This is a genomic window from Acetobacter fallax, from assembly GCF_011516735.1.
Taxonomy (GTDB): Bacteria; Pseudomonadota; Alphaproteobacteria; order Acetobacterales; family Acetobacteraceae; genus Acetobacter; species Acetobacter fallax.
In genome coordinates this window covers 22,617-45,445 of sequence record NZ_WOSX01000023.1, presented here as the reverse complement: position 1 = coordinate 45,445, position 22,829 = coordinate 22,617, and the positions used below count along the sequence as shown (strand labels likewise).

The following is a 22,829-nucleotide window of genomic DNA, read 5'->3' as shown; positions in this document are numbered from 1 at the left end:
CTGTGATCCTGGTATTGTCTTTTGCCGATGAGACAGGGCGGGGGTATTGTTGTGTAACATTGGAGTGTATGCCGGAGCGGGATGAAGCATAGTTTGTTTGCCGGCAAACTTCCGGAGTGCCATCCGGCTTTTGTGAACAGAGTGAGTTTTTCCATGGACGGTTTCCTTCTCGACTACTGGGGCAATATTCTTGATTTCAATGACGATCAGGGTTTTGCCGTAAACCGTCAGATGGACGGCACTCCGCCTCGTCTGCGAGTGGCTGTTGAAGATGATATTGCTATGCTTTCTTTTCAGGGGGCTGATGGAAAGTGGGAGACACTCTCAGTTTCCACCGATGGGTATCTTCGCCCCGGGCAAACAGTGGCAAGCCGCTTTGCCATCGAGTATCAGCGGCGCGGGATGAAATATATTGCCATCGGGTTCAATGGCCTTTTTCTGAGCGCGGACCCGGGTGGCGGGGTGAAGATCGACAAGCATCACGTCTATGACTGGGAAACGTTCCGCGTTCTGTCTGTGGAAGAATTTGGTAAACTTGCCTTTATTACAGGGCATTCCTGGTATTCCCGCTCCCTGAACAGGGTTGTTTCCGGACCTGTGCCGATTGCGCAGGATTTCGAAATCGATTTTTCCGGTATCCGGCCGAAAATTGATGATCTTTTCAAAAGTGTTTCGGATCTGAATACAAAAAGTATCGACGTTTTTTATAACTCATGGCGATTTGAGCATCTGGAGCTGTTTAATCCGCTTGTCTATTGCTGCACTTTCGGCAGGGATGAAGCGTTTGAAACGCTGGATATGGTCGTGGATTCATTGCGGCGTTTTGCAAAATATGATGGCGATATCAAGATTCTGACCGAACGTTCTCCTGAAGATATCAGGAACAGATATGAGGCGGTTCGGGATGACAGGGTCGAGTTGGTGCCGTATGTGCCTCTCGACCTGATTGATTATATGTCATCGCGGTTTGATATCGGTGATTATGAACAGTTTCATCAGTATCAGCCGATTTTATATCTCGACACGGATATTATTGCCGGACGCTCTGTTGATAAGCTGTTTCTCGACATTATGCGTGATTCCGAACCTTCCGTTTATGTATTTGTTGAAACACGCGATCCGGCATCTGAGAATTACTGGGGGAAAGAGTTGTTTGACGCGGATGAGTTCGCCCGCATGCCGGAGTATGGATTCAGCACGGGCGTCATGGCCTTTCGGAATCTTGAACAGGCCGGTCCTTTTCTGAAGAATGTCAGGCGGGTTATTTTCCGGCAGAGCCGGGGCCTGAACTCGCGGATGGAATTGCGCTGTTATGACCAGCCCGTTGCGAATTATGTGCTGTCGAAGATGGGATGTCGCACGGATGCGAAGCTGCTCAACCGGTATGTCAGAAATTTCGACATGGGGATGAACCACGCGGAGAGCGATGTTTACGACCGTTATGCTTCGGCGCTGACGGAGCCGGTGCTGCATTTTGCCGGTGGCGTGGGCGGATATGACTGGAAACTTGGTGCGATGCACCATTACCGGGCCTGGCTGATCCGCTCCGGCACACCCGACTTTGGCACACCCGACTCTGACGCATCTGCTTCTGACAGGTCAGCCTCTGCGACTGAGCGTGCTGATACCGACGCAGGATGATGAATTTTTTAAGTGGTTTTGCCAGAAACATGTCTTTCTGAGCCTGGGTGGAAGTATTGCGTCCGGCTGGGGATTTTTCCGGCCCGAACGCATGTTTGATGTCATATTATCCTGTGCGTCTTTCCCCACTTGGAGAGAGGTTGCTGAGCCAGTAACGTATGCCAATGGCCGAACCGATATCGTTTTCAACACCTGATCCGACTGTCCGCGAGCTTCTCGCTACTCATCCTCAGCTTACGCTCGATGTGCAATGCGGGCTGATGATGGAGGGAGTGCCTTTGTCCGCGATTGCGGACGAAGTGGGCACGCCGTGCTGGGTTATGAGCGCGGGCACACTTCGGGCGCGGGCGCAGCGGCTTTCCGGCGCGATGATGCAGGCGGGTCTTTCCGTCTCGTCGCATTTCGCGGTGAAGGCAAACGATCATCTGGCGATTCTGAAGATTCTGGCGAAAGCCGGGCTGGGTGCTGATGTGGTCAGCGCGGGGGAGCTTCTGCGGGCCCGCAGGGCGGGGATCCCGGCGTCGCGGATTGTGTTTTCCGGTGTTGGTAAGACGGAGGCCGAACTGAGGCTGGCGCTTGCCGAGGGCATTGCCCAGGTCAATGTGGAAAGTGCTGAAGAGCTGGAGATTTTGTCGGCGCTGGCGGTGGAGTGTCGTCGGGAGATGACGGTTCTGCTGCGGGTGAATCCGGATGTGGATGCCGGGACGCACGCCAAGATTACGACGGGTGTGGCGGGGAACAAGTTTGGTGTTCCCTGGGATGAGGCGCTGGCGCTTTACCGGCATGCGGCGGGGCTGCCGGGGATCAGGGCAGCGGGATATGCGATGCATATCGGCAGTCAGATTCTGGCGGCGGCACCTTTTCGGGCGGCCTATGCGCGGCTGGCGGCGCTTGTGCGGGCGACGCGGGAGGCTGGTCTGGCTGTCAGCGCGGTGGATTGCGGTGGCGGGCTGGGCATCTGTTATCGGGACGAGGGTGAAGGATCGCCGGATGTGTGGGCGGGCGTGATCCGGGCCGAGCTCGGGGATCTGGATGTGCGGCTGGCGATCGAGCCGGGGCGGTGGATCGCGGCGCCGGCCGGGGTGTTGTTGTCCACGGTTGTGCTGCGCAAGGCAGTGACGGGAGAGGCGCCTTTCATTGTTCTCGATGCGGCGATGAACGATCTGTTGAGGCCTTCGCTTTATGATGCCTGGCATGGAATCGTACCGTTATCGCCCCGGGATGCTGTTGCCGCCGCTGAGACGGCGACCATTGTGGGGCCTGTGTGTGAGTCAGGCGACACGTTCGCGCAGGAGCGGGTGCTTCCCCGGCTGGAGCGTGGTGCGCGGGTGGCTGTGCTTGATACCGGCGCGTATGGGGCGGTGATGAGTTCGACCTATAACGCGCGGCCGCTTGCGGCTGAGGTGCTCGTCGATGGCGGGCGGTGGTCGGTTATCAGGCCGCGCCAGAGCGTGGAGGCGCTCTGGGCCGGTGAGACTATTCCTGACTGGATCAAGCACCCGGCATGAGCGACGCGCGGCACGAGGGGGCTGTTCAGATCCCGGCAGATGGTGGATCTCCTCTCGCGATGCTGGCGGCGGCGAGGCAGCGGGCGCGTCGGGTTCTTGTTACCGAGCAGGTGATGCGGCGGCTGGTGCCGGCGCTTTCCGTGCTGTTGCTTTATGGCCTGGCGGCGTTGTTCCGGCTGCCGCAGAGCCTTCCTGACTGGCTGCATCTGATTGCCGAGTGTCTTTGTCTGGCGCTGGCTGGCGGGCTCGCGCGGCGGGGGTTGCGGGGATATGTGCCGCCGTCGGAGTCGGCGGCGGACCGGCGTCTTGAGCAGGTGTCGGGGCTGAAGCACCGGCCGCTTGCGAGTCTGATGGATAAGTCGGCGGGTATTGGCTCTCCGGCCTTGTGGTCGGCGTATCAGGGACGGCTGATCGCGGCTCTGGGACCGCTAAAAGCCGGGTGGCCGAAACTGCGGTTTCGGGCGCGTGATCCGTGGCGGGCGGCAGTGCTTCTTGTTCCTGCCGTGGTGATTGCGGCCTTTATGGCGGGCAGTCATGCACCTGGACGGATGGTCGCTGCGCTGGTGCCGGGATGGGACGATCCGGATGTGCCGCTTCCGCATGTGGAAGCCTGGATTACGCCGCCACCTTACACTCCGTCTGCTCCGGTTTTTCTGACTTCGGGTGGGAAAACCGCGTCGGTGCCGCAGGGGGCGGTTCTGACGGCGACCGTGACGGGCCTGCACGGGGCGCCGCAACTGGAGGGGGCTCTTTCCGGTCAGCATGTGCGGGCGCTGGATAAGCGATCCTGGCGCGTGGAAGGAACACTTGATGAGTCCGGCTGGCTGACGCTTCGGGCGCGGGGGCGCACCATCGCGCACTGGAATGTGGTGGTGGCGCCGGATGCGGCACCGGCTGTCCGGTGGGGCAAAGACCCTGGCGGCGAAAAAGGCGGGCGACGGACGCGGATTCCTTTTGAGGCGCATCATGCTTACGGCATTGCGTCGCTTGTTGTGGAAATGCGGCTGGCGCATCCGTCCTTCCTTGCGAAGGAGCGGGTTCTGCGGGTGCCTGTTCCGCTTTCCGGCCATCCGATCGATGCGAAGGGAACAGCGACGCCCGATCTGTCTTCGGACCCGTGGGCCGGGGAGCAGGTTTCGGCGGTGCTGGTTGCGACGAGTGTCAGCCACCATGAGGGCCGGAGCCAGGCAGTGACATTCATGCTCGGCTCGCGGCAGTTCCGGTCACCGGTGGCGCGGGCTGTTCTGGATCTTCGCAGGCGGCTGGCGCTGGGATCGGAATCACGGAGCGCCGCGGCGGATGATCTGGAGGCGCTGGGCGACACGCCGGGGCCGATTGCCGAAAATACGGGGATGTTTCTGAATCTGACATCGGTGGCGTCTTTGCTGGCTGATTCCGATGTTGCGGATGATGAGGCGCGGGAGGAGGCTGTCGGGCGGCTGTGGGATCTGGCGCTTGATATTGAGGACCGGCTGCACGGTGGCGCGGAGGGAGCTCTGGCGTCGATTGATGTGCGGGCTGCTCAGGAGGCTGTCGCGGAACAGCTCCGGCATATGCGCGAGGATAATGCGCATGGGTCTGAGGATCAGGCTGAACTGAAGCGTCGGATGGACACATTGCGGCAGGCGATTGCGCGCAAGATGCAGGCGCTGGCGCAGCAGGCGGTCCGGGACGGGACGGCGATTCCTGATTTGCCGGGACTGTCAAAAAACGGGGACAGGGCGTTTCAGCGTCTGATGCAGCGGCTTCAGTCGGATGCGGCCGAGGGGCGTGAAGGCGCCATGGAGAAGTTGCAGCAGCTTGAGGATTCCATCGAGCGGATGCGCAACGCGACGCCGCAGGACATGGCGCAGATGGCGCAGCAGATGGTCGCGCAGCAGAAGTTGCAGGAGCAGACGGAAGGTTTGCAGGATCTTGTCAAACAGCAGACGTCGTTGCTCGATCATACGCAGTCCCGGCTTGATCGGGTTCACCGGACTGACGAGGCGCGCAGGGCGCAGATGGCTCCGCCTCCGGGCGAGGATGGGGACAGTGATCTGTCCATGATGTCCACGCAGGAGCTTTTGCGGCGTCTGGGGCTGGTGCCGCCTGGTGAGCAGGGAGGGCAGGAGCAGTCACCTCAGGGATCGGCAGCTCAGTCGCAGTCTGGTCAGGCTCAGGGTCATGAAGGAGATGAGCCGCAGGACGGGGCGAAAAATGGTGATGCCGGGTCCGGGTCTGCGAACGGGGAGGCGGCGCATGGGGATGCTTCTGCTGCGGCGGATCAGCGGCAGGCGGACCGGGCGTCTCAGCATGCGCTGATGCGTGCGACGGATGAGCTTCGGCAGGAATTTAAGGATCTGACGGGCAAGGAACCGCCGGCTTTCGCGAAGGCGCAGACCGATATGCGCGATGCGCGTCATGCGCTGGCGTCTGGCGACGATTCGCAGGCCGTGACGGCGGAGCAGAAGGCTCTTCAGGAGTTGCAGCAGGGGCGTCAGCAGATGCGGCAGTCTCTCCAGGGCAAGGGAGGCGGTTCCGGGGCGACGAGCTTCCTGCCGTCTTTCGGTGGCGGGCAGGGCGGCGGCGGCGGCAATGACCAGAGCGGGGTCAGCAATTCCGGCGATGAGGGCGGGGATGGCACTGATGAGGGCTCGGGCGACGATCAGGACACGGATCGTGATCCGCTGGGGCGTGCGACCGGGGAAGGCAACGATAGCGGTCAGAATCAGGGCGGGCATATTCCGGATGCGGCATCCCGTGAGCGGGCGCATGAGATTGAGGAAGAGCTTCGCAAGCGTGACTCCGACCGGACACGGCCGCCGCAGGAACTGGAGTATCTCGACCGGTTGCTAAAGCCGTTCTGAGGGGCTGATGCTTCGGCGGCTGTTTGCGGGAGGGATTCCGGGTTCTGCCCGCACCCGGAAGGGGTCGCGGCCCCCTTCTACCCCGATCTGTTTCATTAAATGGTTTCCAAAGGTCTGCGACCTTTGGTGGGTTCCAGGGCAAAGCCCTGAGTAAGGTGCCGGTAACTGATGACAACAGAGCCTTTGCAAAAGCTCTGTTAGCGTTAAGTGTTGATCGGTGATTTTTTCAAAGGGTTGGCAGAAGATCGGGCTCTGCCCGAACCCGGCAGGGACCGCAGGCCCCTGCACCCCGATTTATTTATGATAAAATGGTTTCCAAAGGTCTGTGACCTTTGGTGGGGTCCAGGGCAAAGCCCTGGGAAGGAGCCAGCACTTAATGACAACAGAGCCTTTGCAAATCCGTTTGCGAAACGGGTCGGGTGTGGGGACGTCTCTGCCTGGTTCGGACGGAGCCGGGCTCTGTTTTGATTTTTCACATTCCCGTCATGGCAAAAAACGGAACAGGTCTGTTTCGTTATTTTCTCTGTGCCGGACTGTGCTGAACGTTATCTTTGCGGCACCGGGGGCTTGTACTGACGGGTTGTGACAGGCCATGGCCGGAACTGGAAAAGGATGATCCCGATGCCGAAGGTGCTGGTTCTTTATTATTCGTCGTATGGGCATGTTGAGAAAATGGCGCATGCGGTTGCTGAGGGCGCGCGTGAGGCGGGGGCTGATGTTGTTGTGAAGCGTGTTCCGGAGCTGGTGCCGGAAGAGATTGCGAAAGCGAGCCATTTCAGGCTCGATCAGGAGGCTCAGTTTGCGACGGTGGCTGAGTTGCCGGAGTATGATGCGATTATTGTCGGGGCTCCGACGCGGTTTGGGCGTCTTCCTTCGCAGATGGCGAATTTCTGGGATCAGACGGGTGGTCTCTGGGCGAAGGGTACGCTGGTTGGCAAGGTTGGGGCGGTCTTTACGTCCACGGCCAGTCAGCATGGTGGTCAGGAGACAACTTTGTTTTCGCTGATGACCAATCTTCTGCATCATGGGATGATCATCAGTGGTCTGCCTTATACTTTTCAGGGGCAGATGCGGCTGGATGAGATCACGGGCGGGTCGCCTTATGGTGCGACGACGATTGCGGCGGGTGACGGGTCACGTCAGCCGACTGTGACGGAGCTGGATGGGGCGAAGTTTCTCGGGTCTCATGTGACGGGGATTGCGACGAAGCTGGCCTGAGGCCGGGTCGGCGCTTTCTCGGGGTTTTTGCTCTGGAACGAGGCGGGAACCGGCTCCGAAGTCCGGCAAGGGCTCTGTCAGCGTTAAGTGCTGGCTCCTTCCCAGGGCTTTGCCCTGGAACCCACCAAAGGTCACAGACCTTTGGAAACCGTTTTATTATGAATCAATCGGGGTGCAGGGGCCGTCGTGCGCAGCACGCCTTCGCGTGACGGTCCCTGCCGGGTCCGGGCAGAGCCCGACCTTCTGCTAACCTTTTGAAAAATAAAAGATCAACACGTAACGCAAACGACCCCTTTGCAATCTGCCATATGTTAGCAGATCAGGATGGAAAGAGCCGCGAGCTCTTTCGGGGCGGGCAAAGATTATGGGGCGTCTGGTTCGTGATCGACCCATGGGGCTGAGGGCAGGGTTTCGGACAGGTAGTCCATCAGTGCCTGGACACGTCTGGGACGCAGGGCGTTGGGGGGAGTGACGAGGCAGATTCCGATGGAGGGCATGTGCCAGTCGGGAAGGATTCGTTGCAGTCGACCGTCCCGGAGGGCTTTCCAGATCATGAATTCGGGGAAAAGTCCGTAGCCGAAACCGGCTTCGAGTGAGGGCAGGAAGGCTTCGGCGTTATTCGAGCGAAAGCGTGCGGTCTGGGCGATGGTGTGGCTGTCTCCGTTATGATGTGTCATGCGGATGAGGCCGGGCGTGGATGTTCCGGTGTAGACGAAGCCCTTATGCCGATCGAGATCCTGAGGTGTGGTCAGGGGGGCGGTTGTGCTGATCCACTGAGGGCTGGCGACGAGAAGCAGTCTGACGCCGCAGAGCCGGCGGGCTCTGAGGGAGGAATCGGCCAGGGTTGCGATACGGATGGCGACATCGAAGCCGTCGGCGACGAGATCGACGAGGGAATCGCTGAAATCGATGTCTACATCGACATCCGGGCAGCGTGTGAAAAAGCCGGGGAGCAGGGGGGACAGGTGGTGAACGCCGAATGTCATGGGGGCGGCGAGTCTCACCAGTCCGGTCGGGGTGAGCATCGTCTCGCGTGCCTCGGCTTCGGCGGCCTCCGCTTCGGCGATGACCTGGCGGGCGTGGCTGAGGAGCTGGCGTCCCATGCCGGTCAGGGAGAGCTGGCGGGAGGTTCGGCTGAACAGGGAGAGGCCGAGTGCGTCTTCGAGTCTGCTGATCGCTTTTGAGACGGTGGGGCGGGAGAGCTGCACATCTTCGGCGGCTTTGGCGAAGGAGCCGTGTTCGGCGACTTTGGCGAAGATCGCCCAGGCTTCGAGATCGGGCAGTCTCACAGGGATGCGCCTTCCGGCAACGGATGATCGCTTCCGGGTCTGGTTTGCCCGTGGGGGCGTGCGGGGATAGGTTCGCGGTGACCGGAGCGGCGTGTTCCGCGTTGCTTTACGATCCTGAGTTGCATCGCTTTTTCATCCCACTTCCTGACGGTCAGTCGGCCATAACCGGAAAGATCACCTGTTGCATCTGGGAAAAGACACGAAACCGGCCGCGAATGCTACCGGAGCCGGGTGGTTGCTGCGAGCGGGTGGTGCGCTGGCTGTTCTTCTGTGCGTTTCGGCGTGTCAGCAGCAGGCGGTGGTGGATGTACGGCCGACTCCGCATACGCTGATTTACACCTATCTGATGGCGCATGGCATGGCGCGCGGGACGGTTATGTCGGGCGAGATGACTCCGCAGAAGCTGACGGGGCTGCTGGTTGCCGACCGGGCGGCTCTTCTGGCTGTGCTGAAGGAGACGGCTTATCCGTCGGGGACCAACCTGGCGGCTGCGAGCAAGGCCGTGCAGGTTTTGCTGGCGGCGACGGACCCGACCGATCATGGCGCGGCGCGGCCGCGGCAGGCGGACGGGCGCTGAGGAATATTATGCCACGCGGGCGGGCAGGCTGATCCTGCTGAGGCGGTTTTTGCCGAGAAGGCAGAGCTGCATCGGGCCTGTGAACAGTTGCGAGATGGCGGGGTTTTGTACGTCCAGGCCACCTGTGTAAGTGCCGAAGGCTGGCAGCAGCACGCGGGTTTCATCCATGACGAAGCAGGGGCGGGTGAGTGTGTGGCCTCTGAGGGTGATGCGGGCTTTCGGGTGCAGATGACCGGCCAGTTCGGCGGTTCCGGGAGGGATGGTGTTGGTCGGGATGTGTCGGAACAGGAGGGTGCCTTCCTGGTGTTCCGCTTTCCAGATTCCGGGGAGGTCTGCCGGTGGAATCGGGTCATGATTGCCGGTCAGCCAGAGCAGGGCCGCGTGCTGGCCGAGGAGGGTCAGGCGGGCGCGATCGGCGGGTGAGAGGCGCTCGCTGGCGGTGTTGTCGTGGAAGCTGTCGCCGAGAGCGATGATTCGTTCCGGCCGCCAGGATGTGGCGAGTGCTGTGAGGCGGTCGAGCGTGATGCCGGTATCGTAGGGCGGAAGAAGCAGTCCGGCGTCGCGGCGGGAGGAGCTTTTTTCCAGGTGCAGGTCTGCGACGATGAGTGTTTTGCTGGCGGGGTGGACAATCGCGCCTTCGGGGAGAAGGAGGAGCGTTTCGCCGGCGAGGGTGTGGGGTGTGGGCGTCGTCATGATCCGGATTCGGCTTCGGTAAAGAGGGCGTCCGCTTCGGCAAGAAGCTGTTCCTCGCCTTCGCCGCCTTTGATTTTTTCGCGGCCCTGTTCGAGCATGACGGGCACGGAGAGGGGGGAGATTCGGGGGAGGCGGACGTGATCGATCTGGCCTTTGATTCTTTTCAGCATGGCGGTGATCCGGTCGAGATCTGTGAGGCCGTGGGCGGCCTCGGCCCTTGTGGCGCGGAGCAGGACGTGATCGGGATCGTGTTTACGCAGGACATCGTAGAGCAGATCGCTGCTGATGGTCATCTGGCGGCGGCTTTTCTCGCGGCCGGGGTGGTTGCGTTCGATGAGGCCGGAGATGATGGCGACGTCACGGAAGGTGCGGCGGAGCATGGCGCTGTTCGCGATCCGGTCGGTGAGATCATCACCGAGCATGTTTTCGTCAAACAGCGTGTTGATATCGGTTGGTTCCCGGACTGACCAGCAGGCGAGCATGTAATCGTTTGCGACGAAGCCGAGGGGGCCGGTTCCGGCGTGTTCCAGTCGTTTTGTGAGGAGCATGCCGAGGGTCTGGTGGGCGTTGCGGCCTTCGAAGCAGTAAGCGACGAGGTACCAGCGGTTTCTGTGCGGGAATGTTTCGACGAGGAGGTTGTCGGGGCCGGGGAGGCGGGAGCGGCGGCGCTGCATGTCCAGCCAGTTCTGCACGGATTGCGGCAGGGTGTGCCAGGCGTCGGGGTTGTGCAGCATGGCGCGGACGCGGGCGGCGAGGCCGGTGGAGATGGAGAGGCGGTTGCCGCCATAGACGGGGATGCGCGGTTCTTTTGCGCTGCCTTTTGCGACCTGGACGGTTGTGTCCTGCATGCTGATGAACTGGAAAAGTTCTCCTGCGAGAAGGAAAGTATCGCCGGGGACGAGGGTGGAGGCGAAGTATTCGTCGATTTCGCCGATCTGTTTGCCGCGGCGGGTTTTGACGCGGAGCATGGGGGTATCGACGATGGTGCCGATATTCATGCGGAACTGCTTCATGATCTGTTCGTTGCGGGCCCACAACTGTCCGAGGGAATCACGGAACAGGCGCCGGTGGCGATCATAAGCTTTCAGGGCGTAACCGCCGTCTTCGACAAAACTCACGACATCATCGAAGTCTTTACGTGACAGTGCGTGATAGGGCGCGGCGTTGCGGACTTCATTACAGAGCGCGTCGGGGAGGAAGGGACCGTTGCAGGCTGTTGCCATGATGTGCTGGGCGAGGACGTCGAGGGTGCCGGGCCTTGGGGGCGGGCCGTCGAGATCATGGGCGGCGACGGCTTCTCTGGCGGCCTCACATTCCAGGACTTCGAACCGGCTGGCGGGGGCGAGGAGGGCCCGGGATGGTTCGTTCATGCGGTGATTGGCGCGGCCGATGCGCTGGACGAGCCGGGTGACTTCCCTGGGCGCGCCGACCTGGATGATCTGTTCGACGTCGCCCCAGTCGATGCCGAGATCCAGCGAAGAGGTGGCGACGACGGCGCGGAGCTGTCCTTCGGCCATGGCCTGTTCGACCCGCTGTCGTTGCTCGGTGCCGAGGCTGCCGTGGTGCAGGCCGATGGGCAGGGTGTCGGTGTTGTGTTTCCAGAGTTCCTGAAACAGCAGTTCCGCCTGGGCGCGGCTGTTGACGAAGACGATGGTAAGTTTTGTGCGTGCGATTTCGGTGAGGATGGCGGTGGTGGTGCCGAGGCCCATATGGCCGGACCATGGGAGGTAGCCGTTCCGGTCGGGCAGGAGCAGCGACACGTCGGGTTCGGCGCCGCCTCTGGCGGTGATGCGGCGGATATCGGCGGCATCGCCGGTTGGGGAAATCCAGGCGGCGATGGCATCCGGATGAGTGACGGTCGCGGAGAGGCCGCTGCGCCGGAGGGACGGTGCGAGCGTGTTCAGGCGGGAGGCGCAGAGGGCGAGCTGGTCTCCGCGTCTGGTTCCGGCGAGGGCGTGGACTTCATCGATGATGAGGGCTCTGAGGCTGGCGAAGGTTTCGGCTGCGTTCGGGTATGAGAGCAGCAGGCTCAGGCTTTCCGGCGTGGTGAGGAGAAAGTGTGGTGGGTTTTTTTTCTGATGTTTTCTTTGCGTGGCTGATGTGTCTCCGGTGCGGGTTCCGATGCGGATGGGCAGTTCCATTTCGGCGACGGTGCGGGACAGGCTTTGGGCGATATTTGTCGAGAGGGCTTTCAGCGGGCTGACATAGAGTGTGTGTATTTCTGGCGGTGGAGCGGGGTTTTCCGCGAGGTCGATGAGGGTGGGGAGGAAGCCGGCCAGGGTCTTTCCGCCGCCGGTGGGCGCGATGAGGAGTGTGGACTCTTTGCGCTGTGCTGCCGCGATCATTGCGAGCTGGTGTGGATGGATGTGCCAACCGCGGCGGGTGAACCACGTTCTGAATACCGGGGGGAGTGTTTCTCTCATATAACTGAACAAACGCGGAACATCGGGCCGGGTTCGGGTGTTGGTTGCGGGAGGGTTGAATTTGGAGTGGCTGGTGCCTGAGCCGGAGGGGCTGTTCTGCGTTCCGGGTGGTTTTTACATTGATCCGCTTCGTCCCGTGGCGTGTGCGGTGATCAGCCATGGTCATTCGGATCATGCGCGTCCTTTTCATAAGCGGGTGATCGGGACGCCGGAGACTCTGGCGATCATGCGGCTGCGCATGGGGGAGGAGCGCGCGGGGGACGTGCAGCAGGCATTGTCTTATGGCGAGCGTGTTACTCTGGGGGGTGTCACGGTGTGGCTGGCGCCTGCGGGGCATGTTGCGGGTAGCGCGCAGGTTGTCATGGAGTATGCAGGACAGCGGGCTGTTGTCAGCGGGGATTACAAGCGGGCGCCTGATCCGACCTGCGCGCCGTTTGAGGTTGTGCCGTGTAATCTTTTTGTGACGGAGGCGACATTTGCTCTGCCGGTTTTCCGTCGTCCTGATCCGGCGCATGAGATTGCGAAACTGCTTCATGATGTAAGATTGTTTCCTGACAGGACGCATGTTGTCGGGTGTTATGCGCTGGGGAAGTGTCAGCGTCTGATCGCGCTGTTGCGGCAGAGTGGGTATGATGGGCCGGTCTGGCTGCATGGTGCTCTGATCCCGATGTGTGCGCTGTATGAGAGTTTCGGGATTCCGCTTGGGGAATTGCGGCAGGCCACTGTGGCTGAAAAGTCTGAGTTGCGGGGCGGGATTGTGCTGGCGCCGCCTTCGGCGATTGCGGATCGCTGGGCGCGGCGGCTGTCGGACCCGGTGGTGTGTCTGGCGTCGGGATGGATGCAGGTGAGGCAGCGGGCGAAGGCGCGGGGCGTGGAGCTTCCACTTGTTATCAGCGATCATGCGGACTGGGATGCGTTACTGGCGACCTGTGAGGAGGTTGGGGCACCTGAGGTCTGGGTGACGCATGGGCGGGAGGAGGCTCTGATTCATGCGCTGGGGCTGCGCGGGATCAGGGGGCGAGCGCTTCGGCTGGTTGGGTATGAGGCGGAGGATGAAGGCAGCGAGGCTGAGTCGTGATTGCTTTTGCGGCGCTTCTGGAGCGGCTTGCCTTCACGCCGTCGCGCAATACGAAAATTGCTTTGCTGAAAAACTATTTTGCGGAGACGCCTGATCCTGACCGTGGGTTTGCGCTGGCGGCGATGGCGGGGGCGTTATCTTTTTCAGCCGCGAAGCCTGCCATGCTGAGAGCGCTGGCGATGGAGCGGACCGATCCGGAGCTGTTTGCGCTGTCTTATGATTATGTCGGGGATCTGGCGGAGACGGTGGCGCTGATCTGGCGTGACGGGGTGGTGAGGCCGAACAGTGTGACGCCGGGGCTGGCGGAGGTTGTAGCGGCTCTGGAGGCGACGCCGAAAGCGGATCTGCCCGGACTGGTGGCGGGGTGGCTTGATGTTTCGGACAGTTCATCGCGTTACGCCATTCTGAAGCTGATGACGGGGTCTTTGCGGGTTGGGGCGTCGGCGCGGCTGGCGAAGACGGCTCTGGCGGAGCTGGGCGGGATAACGCCGGATGAGATTGAGGAAGTCTGGCACGGGCTTGAGGCGCCTTATGGTCCGCTGTTTGCGTGGCTCAGCGGTCGGGCGGCGCGGCCTGAGTCGGGAGAGGCGCCGGTGTTCAGGCCGCCGATGCTGGCGCAGTCTCTGGAGGGTGTCGATCTGGCGGAGTTTGATCCGACGGACTGGCGGGCGGAGTGGAAGTGGGACGGTATCCGGGTTCAGCTTGTCAGAACGCCGGGGGGAGAGCGGGTCTATACGCGCACGGCGGAGGATATCGGTCAGGCGTTTCCGGATGTGCTGGAGAGTCTGGGCGATCTGGGAAGCCATGTGGTTCTGGATGGCGAACTGCTGGTGATGCAGGGTGATGAGCCTGCGTCTTTTGCGGATTTGCAGCAGCGTCTGAACCGGAAATCGCCGGGGAAGGCGATGTTGCGGGATTTGCCGGCCGGGGTAAGGCTTTATGACATTCTGTTCGAGGATGGCGAGGATCTGCGGGGATTGCCTTTCGATGTCCGGAGGAAGCGGCTTGAGGGGTGGTTTGCACGGCTGACGCCGCCGCGCATGACTCTTTCGGAACTGATCCCTTTTGAGAATTTCAGCGAACTTGCGGCGCTACGCGAGGCGGCGCGGTCGGAAGGCATCGAGGGACTGATGCTGAAACGGGCGGACAGTCTCTACGTTCCGGGGCGTCCGCGCGGGCCGTGGTGGAAGTGGAAGCGTGAGCCGCTGACGGTGGATGCTGTGCTGATGTATGCGCAGCGCGGACATGGGAAGCGGAGCAGCTTTTATTCGGATTATACGTTCGGACTGTGGCGTGATGGCGTGGACGGGCGTGAGCTGGTGCCGATCGGGAAGGCGTATTCCGGATTTACGGATGAGGAGCTGACGTTTCTTGATCGCTGGGTGCGCACGCACACGACGGGGCGATTTGGTCCGGTTCGGGAGGTGGAGCAGGGGCTTGTTCTGGAGATTGCTTTTGATGCTGCTCAGTATTCGAAGCGGCATAAGAGCGGTGTGGCGCTGCGGTTTCCCAGGGTGTCGCGGATCAGGACGGATAAGCCGGCGGGGGAGGCTGACGAGCTGGCGGAGTTTGTCAGGGCGTTTCTGTCAGGGGGCTAACAGATTGTTGTCGGTCAGAAATCTGACGATCTCGTCGTAATTTGAGACGCGCGATTTCGTGCCCAGTCCCTGACGCTTCGTGAATGCGGCCTGTGGCCGTATGTCGCCTGTGAAACCGGTGAAGTTCCGGATTTTTTCCCAGTGAGACGGGGATTCGAGCAGATCTTCGTAGCACACGGACAGTCGCTGATGGGCGGGATAACGCTTCGTGATGAAGGTGTCGAAACCATCCGCGGCAGACAGCATCCTGGCGATCAGGGCGGGGTCCAGCTCGACGGATGGCGCGGTGTTGCTGCGTGTCGGGTTGAACTGTTCGTCCACATTGAAGCACCTGTCGAGGACGGCCTGGGACAGGGCGCGGCCGAGGCGGTCACGTCGATGCAGATGCAGGACGCGGATATTCATCAGCTCGATACATTCGTAGAGTCTCGGGACTGTCAGGAAACAGTCACTTTTGACATCGAAACAACTGATTTTTCTGGGTGAATACTGTACGATTTCGTCGATATAGGATGAAAAAAGAGCGTCGAAAATAACGCCGTTATTGAAAAAGATATTGTATTTATCTTCCGCTATCTTGTCCCGATAAAACTGGAAAAAATGGCCGTCGAAATTATGGGTTATGTGGACGTCCGGGAAAAAGACCTCGCCATAAGGATAGATATCCGTCTGCCGCATGAAGATGTCACGGATGTAGTTTGTTCCTGACCTCTGATTGCCCACGATGATAAAGAAAGGGCGATCTGTTTTATCAGCCGTTTGCATTGGACTCCCGCATACATTCTGAAGGCACGTTGGCAGGCGACGGAGCTGATGCCCGATTCTGCCGGAAACGGTCATTGTGTCTGTGGGGTTACGTTCTGGAAGCTCAGGCGGGGACGGGCAAGTAATCTCTTGTAAAATATCATGTATCAGGAGGGCAGAATACGGTCTCGGACTGGCGGGCTTCAGAGCCGGAACCTGTGTCCGGCGTTGAGTCTGATGGCGTGGGCCGGCTGATTATCCGGCGACGGGTTTTGTGTCTTTTCGCAGTCTTTTTTCGCCGAGCAGCAGGAGCAGCGGGGCGGCGATGAAGATGGAGGACGAGGTGCCCACGACGATTCCGAACAGCATGACCCAGGCGAAGCCGGACAGGCTGGCGCCGCCGAAGATGGCGAGCGGCAGGGCTGCGAGGAACACGGTGGTCGAGGTGCCGAGCGTGCGGTTCAGGGTTTCGTTGATGGAGAGGTCGATCAGTTCGCGCAGCGGCATGGTGCGGTAACGACGCAGGTTTTCGCGGACGCGGTCGTAGACCACGACTTTATCGTTTGTGGAGTAGCCGAGGATGGTCAGGATCGCGGCGACCATGACGAGGTCGAACTCGAAATGGGTGAGCACCAGGAAGCCGATGGTTTTGGTCAGATCGAGCACCAGGGTGACGACGGCGCTGAGAGCGAACTCCCATTCAAACCGGAACCAGATATAGGCGAGGATCATCACCAGGCTGAGGCCGAGGGCGAGCAGGCCGTTGCGGAGCAGTTCCGCGGACACGGAGGCGCCGACGGCGTCGGCCCGCAGGACTGTGGCACCGGGCTGCGCTTCGGTGATGGCTTGCCGGACCTGGTCGATGACGGCGTTGGTGTTGGTGTTTTCGTCGGCGCCGAGGCGGATGAGGACATCGTTATCGCCACCGAAGGACTGGACGCCTGCGGCTTCGATATGGTGCGCGGCCAGGGCGCTGCGGATTTTACCGAAATCGGCGGGGCCTGCGGTCCGGGCTTCGACGACGATGCCGCCTTTGAAGTCCAGGCCAAGGGTGAGACCGGGGTGGAAGAACAGGATCAGGGACGCGATCGACAGGACTGCCGAGGTGATGAGCCCGAGGAAGCGGCCGCGCATGAAGTTGATGTGTGTTTCGCTGCGGACGAAGCGCAGCAGGGGACGTCCAAACATAACGCTTCGGCCTAGACGGGAAGGGAGGAAGGGCGGGTGAGGGCGTACCAGCGCACCATCAGGAGACGGGAGAGCAGGAGGGTCGTGAACAGGGTTGTCGCGATGCCGATGGTGATCGTCAGCGCGAAGCCGCGCACGGGGCCTGTGCCGAAGACGAACAGCATGACGTGGGCGAGGAAGGCTGTTGCGTTGCTGTCCAGGATGGTGCCGGTGGCGCGTTCGAAGCCGGCCTGCATGGCGGCCAGTGCGGTGCGGCCCCGGCCCAGTTCCTCGCGGATACGTTCGACGATGAGGATGTTCGCGTCCACGGCCATGCCGAGGGTGAGCAGCATGCCGGCCATTCCGGGCAGGGTCAGCGTGGCGCCGAAGAGGGAGAGGATGGCGAGCATCAGGGTGACGTTCGCGAACAGGGCGATGTTCGCGTACCAGCCGAAGCGTCCGTAGAACAGCGCCATGAAGACGATGACGAGGAGGAAGCCGACCATCAGGCTGAGGGCGCCGGCGCGGATTGAATCGGCGCCGAGTGATGGGCCGATGGAGCGTTCCTCAATGACCGTGAGCGGCACGGGCAGGGCGCCGGCGCGGAGCAGGAGGCCGAGATCGGTGGCTTTGCGAGCGTCGAAATTGCCGGTGATGATGCCATTGCCGCCGGTGATGGCGGAACGGATGACCGGGGCTTCGATGACCTTATTATCGAGGACGATGGCGAAGCGGCGTCCGACATTGGCCTGGGTGACGCCGGCGAAGGCGCGGGTTCCGACGGAGTTGAGCGTGAAGCTGACGGCCCAGCCGCCGCTCTGATCGTCCGTTGTGGCACCGGCGTTGACGAGATCCGCGCCATCGACATCGATATGATCGCGGACGGCCAGGGTCTGGCCGGGAGATTCGGTCAGCGGAAGCAGTGTATCGCCGGGAGGGGCGACGGCGCTGCCGGCTGGTGTTTCATCGACGAGGCGGAAGGTCATGCGGGCTGTGGTGCCGAGCAGGGCCTTGATGTGCTGCGGGTCGCTGATGCCGGGAAGTTCGACGATGATCCGGTCTTCGCCCTGACGGGTGATTTCCGGGTCAACGGCGCCGGTGGCGTCGATACGGCGGCGGACGATTTCGATGGCCTGGGTGACGGCGTCGCGGGCGCGGGTTTTCATGGCGTCCGGCGAGAGGGTCAGCAGGATGGCGCCGTCTGGCCGGGTCGTGACGGTGAATTCGTCGGCGACGGCGCGGGGCATGTCGTTGACGGTTCTGAAGTCGCGGTCTTTTTCGGACGGGTCACGGGGCTGGAAGGAAAAAGTGCCCTGTTTCGTATCGAGGGCAATATTTCTGTAACCGAGCCCGGCTGTCAGCAGTGACTGGCGGACCGAATCAGCGAGGCTCTGGAGCCGGTCATGCGTCAGCGAGGACAGGTCGACCTGCATCAGCAGGTAGGAGCCGCCCCGCAGATCGAGGCCGAGATGAATCTGCGGCCAGGGAATGGAGGCGACCGGTTTGCGAACGAAATTGGGCACGCACAGCATCAGTCCGATGAGGCACACTGAAATGACGGAAAACAGTTTGATCCGGCTGTAATACATCATTGAGTGGAAGACCGTTTTCTGTCGCGCGGACAGAAGCTGATGTGCTGTTTGTGGGCGAACACGGATGCCTCTTCTGCCGGTTGGTTTATGGCGGCGGGACCATGCAGGGCATCGGGCTATAATGCAACCGCTTCGCGGCACGGGCGGGAAGCGCCGGATTGTGACCGGCGTTACGAAACCGGGCTTAACCGGAGGGTTTCGTCACACTTCATTTTCCCGCCGGACCAGGTTCAGTGTCATGCAGGGTTATGACTTTCATCCTGTCCGTGTTGCATCGCTTTTTTCTGGCTGCTCAGACGTATGCCCTCTGGCAGGCTGTTGTCCTGCTCAGGCTTCCCGCCCCCCGGCATGCCTCTGATGCGGGGGGCTATCTGATGCGCCGGATTGGCATGAGGCTGTCGGCTTCCCGTGTGGCGGACCGCAATCTCCGCTGCATTATGCCGGAGCTGGATGGTCTGCAACGGCGGCGTATTATTGGTGATGTCTGGGACAATCTGGGGAGAAATGTTGCGGAGCTGCTGCATCTGCACCGGTTTGGCCGCACAGAATCCGGTCCGGGGTGGGAGGTTGAAGGCGGGGAGCATCTGGAGGCGCTCAGGAAGAGGGGCGGCCAGGCGCTGTTTTTCTCCGGGCATTGCGGCAACTGGGAGATGATTCTGCCGATTGCCGGCAGCCTTGGGTTTGAGGTGTCCGGCTTTTATCGCGCGAGTTCCAATCCGGTTATCGACAGGATGATTCAGGGTCTGCGGCAGCGGGCTCTCGGCGCGGGGAGTAAAATGTTTCCGAAGGGCGGCAGGGGCGCGCGTCAGGCGCTTGTTCATGTCCGGGACGGCGGCTCTCTGGGGTTTCTTATCGATCAGAAGATGAATGACGGTCTTTCCGTCCCGTTCATGGGACGGGAGGCGATGATGGCGCCGGCTGTTGCCCAGATGGCGTTGCGGTTCGGCCTGCCGGTCGTGCCGGTTTATGTGGTGCGGCTGGGTGCCGCGCGTTTTCGACTGGTGTGCGAGGCGCCGCTTGACGTGGCGCTTACGGGGGAGCGCCATGCCGATGTGAAGGCGATCTGTGTAGGCATCAACGATACGCTTGGGCGCTGGGTGCGGGAGCGTCCGGGGGCATGGTTGTGGCTGCATCGGCGGTGGCCGAAGTCGATGCAGCCGGAGGATGTTGTTCCGCTGGCTGCTGTGGAGGCGGGCACGGTCTGCGTGGGGCCGTAGCTGGCGCGTCTGTGGCCCTGTTCATGCGGGGGCGGTGTTGGCGGTTCTGATGCGGCTCAGGGCGAAACGCCCGGGGCCTGCGACGGCGAGGGCGATGAGGCCACCGGCGATGCTGATGTTTTTATAGAAGTGGATGGTCATGTCGTAACGGAGCATTCCGGTCATGGTCCAGAAATGATGGCCGATGAAGGCTGTGGCGACGGTGTAGGCGGCGAGCATGAGGGCGACGGGCGTTGTCAGCAGGCCGAGGATGAGGGCGATCCCGGTTCCGAGTTCGACGAGGATGGCGAGGAGTGCGGAGAGGGCCGGAAAGGGGGAGCCGGTCTGGGTCATGTAGGCGACGGCGCCGGCGTAGTCTGAGAGTTTGCCCCAGCCCATGACGAGGAAAAGGGAGGAGAGGGCGAGGCGGGAGACGAGCAGGGCGGTATCGCGGCTGAAGAGCGTGGTGTTCATGATCGTAATCCGTTGTGTGTGAGTGGGAGCGGGGCTGGCGGATGGGCTGGCCTCGCTGTTGTCGTTACGTTACGATCGGCGCCGGGCGTAAGATATCGAAACGATGGAATGTCATCGGTTCTGAAATTTTCTGTTTCAGGGGGCGTGGGTGTAAAGGTCACAGACCTTTGGAAACCTGCTTGCTGATCAGCAGATCGGGGTAAAGGGGTTCGCGACCCCTTTCGGGTCCGGGCAGAGCCTGGATTCTGTTGATCCTTTATAAAATCACAGATCAGCACAGGACGCTGGCAGAGCCCTGGTTTTGGCGTGTGCGGCGTTTTTTCTTTCGGTAGTCTGCCGTCGGGCGTGCCGCTATAGCTTCGGATTGCATGGGCGTCGTATGACGGGTCGGTGTGGAAACAGAACTGGCCTTCGCATCATCTGACACGCTGCGGCAATCACGGAGTTATCGACTGATGCGGCTGAGAGACATCCGGACTCCGGGCCCGGCAGCTTTTCTGTTCGTCGAAGGCATGTTCTGGCATCGCCATCCGGTTGGTACGGCCATCGCGGGGGTTATCACGGTGATGCTGCTTTTTCTTGGTGAGGCTCTGAATGAGGACGACACGTATCTGCGTGGCGTAAAGGATGGCCAGTCGCGGATTGTTTCTGACCCGGACGATACTGGATCGGGGAAAGGTGGCGCGGGCACTGGCGGCTGGTAGCGCGCCGGAGTGGTTTGGCGGCGATGGTGTCGGAGGAGATTTCCGTCTTCATGGCACCGGTTCTGACGGGTCAGCGTGGGGACCGGCGACTTGCGAATCAAAACGCGGACCAGTAAGGTCTGCGTATGGCTCTTTTTGGCGTCAGCACTGAATATATTCTGCACAGTCTGTTGTGGCTCGTGGACAATCCCGAGCCTGTCAGCAGTCTTGATCTCTCGGAATTGCAGGATATTCCGGCGGCTTTTGTGGCGAAACTTCTGCCGAAGCTGGAAAAGGCTGGTCTTCTCGAAGCGTCAGAAGGGCTGCGTGGCGGCTACAGGCTGGCGCGTCCGGCCGGGACGATCAGTGTTCTGGAGGTTGTTGAGGCGGTTGAGGGGCGAAAGGCACTCTTTAGCTGTCAGGAAATCCGTGGGCGTTGCGTGCTGTTTCAGGACAATCCGCCGGACTGGGCGGGGCGTGGAGTATGCAGCATTCATGCGGTGATGTTGCGGGCTGAGCGGGCCATGCGGCAGGAGCTTTCGCAAACGTCGCTTGCCGATCTGGCGCAAAGCGTCACGGAAAAAGCCCCTGCGTCGTTTCCGGGTGACGTCCGGTCATGGTTCGACGAGCGTGCCCGGACGCGCCGGAGCGGCAAAGTCAGGCAACGCAGACGGTCAGACGGGTCTGATCTGTAAAACTCATTGTCAGGAAAACGCATTATGCGGACTTTTATTGTTTCTGGCGCTCTGGCCCTGTGTCTTTATGCGACGTCGCTTCAGGCTGCGACCACCAGGGTCACACCTCTGCTTTCGCACGATCTGCAGGGTCTTCCGGGTAAGGAGGGGGTGATGCTGACGGTCGATTACCCGCCTGGCGGCTCGGATCCTGTTCACCGGCATAATGCTTCGGTGTTTGTTTATGTTCTGAAGGGCAGCATCACCATGCAGGTTGAAGGCGGCTCGGCTGTAACGCTGCATGAAGGACAGACGTTTTTCGAAGGACCGGGGGACGTGCATCTGGTTGGCCGGAACGCCAGCAGGACACGACCGGCGCGGTTTCTCGCGTTTTTTGTCAAGGACAGGGCGGCTCCTTTTGTCTTTCCGGCAAAGTGAGACGGAGGATTTCCCGATATGAAGGTTTTTGTTGCGGGCGCGAGTGGCGTGCTGGGTCGTGCGCTGATTGTCCGTCTGCTCCAGGCGGGTCATCAGGTGTGGGGGATGGCGCATCGCTCTGAGAGCCTTGCTGTTATCCGGGCGCTGGGGGCTGAACCTGTTCAGGGGAATGCTCTGGACCGGGAGGGTGTTCATGCCGTGATGGCGCGGATCAGGCCGGACAGTGTGATTGATCAGCTTACATCGCTGCCTGCCAGTCCGTTCGATCTGCCTCAGAGATTGCCGGCGGATCGGAGACTGCGTCTGGAGGGCGGGGGCAATCTGTTTGATGCGGCACAGGTTTGTGGCGTGCAGCGTTATGTTCAGCAGTCATGCGGGTTTTATCTGGAGGCTCCGGGCGGGCTGGCCGATGAAGCGTCGCGGCTCAGGACGGAAGCGCCGGGGCAGATCGGGGAAAGTGCCCGGATGTATGCTGCTCTGGAAAAACGGGTTCTCCAGGCTTCGGGAATGCTGGGCACGGCGCTGCGGTATGGGTTCTTTTATGGTCCTGGCACATGGTACTGGCATGACGGGGCATTCAGCGCGCATGTCCGGGCGAGCAATGTGTCCATTATCGGTGCCGGGAGCGCCACGTTTTCGTTCATTCATGTGGAGGATGCCGCCGCTGTGACTGTGGCAGCTCTGAGTGCGCCGGGTGGTATTTATAACGTGGTGGATGACCAGCCCGCGAAAGTTTCTCAGTGGCTCCCGGCATATGCAAAGTGGATCGGCGCCGCGGCGCCATCCCGTGTTGATGAGAGGGAGGCTCTGCATCGGCTCGGGGAGGAGAGTGTTTACTATCAGAACTCTCTTAACGGTGCGATCAACAGGAAAGCGAAGCGGGATCTGGGACTTGCGCCACGGAGGCTGGCCTGGCTGACCGTGTAAGAGTGTGTTTCGGTGCTTACCGTCGTGCGGGCGCTTTGCTGCGATGTTTGAAGGCAGCCCTGT

At 61.1% G+C, this 22,829-nt stretch carries 19 protein-coding genes; 12 read left to right on the top strand and 7 right to left on the bottom strand.

Going from position 1 to position 22,829, the window contains the following annotated elements:
- Positions 1-153 precede the first annotated feature (153 nt).
- The 4 genes from GOB85_RS11845 (at position 154) to wrbA (ending at position 7,213) form a co-directional block, all read left to right on the top strand.
- Complete coding sequence (locus tag GOB85_RS11845; protein ID WP_173577742.1) at positions 154-1,641, top strand: hypothetical protein; 1,488 nt, start codon at positions 154-156, stop codon at positions 1,639-1,641.
- Between the two features lie 164 nt (positions 1,642-1,805).
- Positions 1,806-3,149: a diaminopimelate decarboxylase gene (gene lysA, locus GOB85_RS11840; RefSeq protein ID WP_173577749.1), complete on the top strand. Its 1,344-nt coding sequence runs from the start codon at positions 1,806-1,808 to the stop codon at positions 3,147-3,149.
- Entirely contained in the window at positions 3,146-5,995 is a 2,850-nt protein-coding gene (locus GOB85_RS11835) for a DUF4175 domain-containing protein (protein ID WP_173577741.1), read from the top strand. Before lysA ends, GOB85_RS11835 begins: the two co-directional genes overlap by 4 nt.
- 621 nt (positions 5,996-6,616) lie before the next feature.
- Positions 6,617-7,213 (top strand): NAD(P)H:quinone oxidoreductase, encoded by a 597-nt coding sequence (gene wrbA, locus GOB85_RS11830; protein ID WP_173577740.1) that lies wholly within the window; start codon positions 6,617-6,619, stop codon positions 7,211-7,213.
- A gap of 362 nt (positions 7,214-7,575) precedes the next feature.
- Here wrbA and GOB85_RS11825 read toward each other — a convergent pair whose 3' ends face one another.
- Positions 7,576-8,502, bottom strand: coding sequence for a LysR substrate-binding domain-containing protein (locus tag GOB85_RS11825; RefSeq protein WP_173577739.1), 927 nt, complete (start codon positions 8,500-8,502; stop codon positions 7,576-7,578).
- Positions 8,503-8,683: 181 nt separating this feature from the next.
- Between GOB85_RS11825 and GOB85_RS11820 the strand changes: the two genes are divergently transcribed.
- The gene (locus GOB85_RS11820; protein WP_173577738.1) at positions 8,684-9,079 is read left to right on the top strand and encodes a hypothetical protein; all 396 of its coding nucleotides are present in this window, start codon (positions 8,684-8,686) and stop codon (positions 9,077-9,079) included.
- A 6-nt stretch (positions 9,080-9,085) separates the two neighbouring features.
- Here the strand turns inward: GOB85_RS11820 and pdeM are convergent, their stop codons facing one another.
- Together pdeM and GOB85_RS11810 are read right to left on the bottom strand one after the other, a co-directional pair.
- Positions 9,086-9,772, bottom strand: coding sequence for a ligase-associated DNA damage response endonuclease PdeM (gene pdeM, locus GOB85_RS11815; protein WP_173577737.1), 687 nt, complete (start codon positions 9,770-9,772; stop codon positions 9,086-9,088).
- The gene (locus GOB85_RS11810) at positions 9,769-12,117 is read right to left on the bottom strand and encodes a ligase-associated DNA damage response DEXH box helicase (protein ID WP_242011474.1); all 2,349 of its coding nucleotides are present in this window, start codon (positions 12,115-12,117) and stop codon (positions 9,769-9,771) included. The genes pdeM and GOB85_RS11810 overlap by 4 nt, the downstream gene beginning before the upstream one ends.
- A gap of 139 nt (positions 12,118-12,256) precedes the next feature.
- Here GOB85_RS11810 and GOB85_RS11805 point away from each other — a divergent pair, with 139 nt between their 5' ends.
- Positions 12,257-13,273 (top strand): ligase-associated DNA damage response exonuclease, encoded by a 1,017-nt coding sequence (locus tag GOB85_RS11805; RefSeq protein ID WP_173577735.1) that lies wholly within the window; start codon positions 12,257-12,259, stop codon positions 13,271-13,273.
- On the top strand, positions 13,270-14,871 hold the full coding sequence (locus GOB85_RS11800; protein WP_173577734.1) for a cisplatin damage response ATP-dependent DNA ligase: 1,602 nt from the start codon (positions 13,270-13,272) through the stop codon (positions 14,869-14,871). The genes GOB85_RS11805 and GOB85_RS11800 overlap by 4 nt, the downstream gene beginning before the upstream one ends.
- Here the strand turns inward: GOB85_RS11800 and GOB85_RS11795 are convergent.
- The 3 genes from GOB85_RS11795 to secD all read right to left on the bottom strand — a co-directional run bounded on the left by GOB85_RS11795 (position 14,860) and on the right by secD (position 18,374).
- Positions 14,860-15,636 (bottom strand): sulfotransferase, encoded by a 777-nt coding sequence (locus GOB85_RS11795; protein ID WP_173577733.1) that lies wholly within the window; start codon positions 15,634-15,636, stop codon positions 14,860-14,862. The two genes, GOB85_RS11800 and GOB85_RS11795, sit on opposite strands and share 12 nt — an antisense overlap.
- Positions 15,637-15,870: 234 nt before the next feature.
- Entirely contained in the window at positions 15,871-16,803 is a 933-nt protein-coding gene (gene secF / locus GOB85_RS11790) for a protein translocase subunit SecF (RefSeq protein ID WP_173577732.1), read from the bottom strand.
- Between the two features lie 11 nt (positions 16,804-16,814).
- On the bottom strand, positions 16,815-18,374 hold the full coding sequence (secD, locus tag GOB85_RS11785; protein ID WP_173577731.1) for a protein translocase subunit SecD: 1,560 nt from the start codon (positions 18,372-18,374) through the stop codon (positions 16,815-16,817).
- A gap of 248 nt (positions 18,375-18,622) precedes the next feature.
- On the opposite strand from secD, the gene GOB85_RS11780 reads away from it, so the two are divergent.
- Entirely contained in the window at positions 18,623-19,591 is a 969-nt protein-coding gene (locus GOB85_RS11780; protein WP_173577748.1) for a lysophospholipid acyltransferase family protein, read from the top strand.
- Between the two features lie 21 nt (positions 19,592-19,612).
- Here the strand turns inward: GOB85_RS11780 and GOB85_RS11775 are convergent, their stop codons facing one another.
- Positions 19,613-20,044 (bottom strand): DoxX family protein, encoded by a 432-nt coding sequence (locus GOB85_RS11775; RefSeq protein WP_173577730.1) that lies wholly within the window; start codon positions 20,042-20,044, stop codon positions 19,613-19,615.
- A 455-nt stretch (positions 20,045-20,499) separates the two neighbouring features.
- Between GOB85_RS11775 and GOB85_RS11770 the strand changes: the two genes are divergently transcribed.
- The 4 genes from GOB85_RS11770 to GOB85_RS11755 all read left to right on the top strand — a co-directional run bounded on the left by GOB85_RS11770 (position 20,500) and on the right by GOB85_RS11755 (position 22,766).
- The gene (locus GOB85_RS11770) at positions 20,500-20,748 is read left to right on the top strand and encodes a hypothetical protein (protein WP_173577729.1); all 249 of its coding nucleotides are present in this window, start codon (positions 20,500-20,502) and stop codon (positions 20,746-20,748) included.
- Between the two features lie 125 nt (positions 20,749-20,873).
- A complete protein-coding gene (locus GOB85_RS11765; RefSeq protein ID WP_173577728.1) occupies positions 20,874-21,422 on the top strand; it encodes an RrF2 family transcriptional regulator in 549 nt (182 codons plus the stop codon).
- A gap of 24 nt (positions 21,423-21,446) precedes the next feature.
- Entirely contained in the window at positions 21,447-21,839 is a 393-nt protein-coding gene (locus GOB85_RS11760) for a cupin domain-containing protein (protein WP_173577727.1), read from the top strand.
- A gap of 18 nt (positions 21,840-21,857) precedes the next feature.
- Positions 21,858-22,766: an NAD-dependent epimerase/dehydratase family protein gene (locus GOB85_RS11755; RefSeq protein ID WP_173577726.1), complete on the top strand. Its 909-nt coding sequence runs from the start codon at positions 21,858-21,860 to the stop codon at positions 22,764-22,766.
- Positions 22,767-22,829 lie beyond the last annotated feature (63 nt).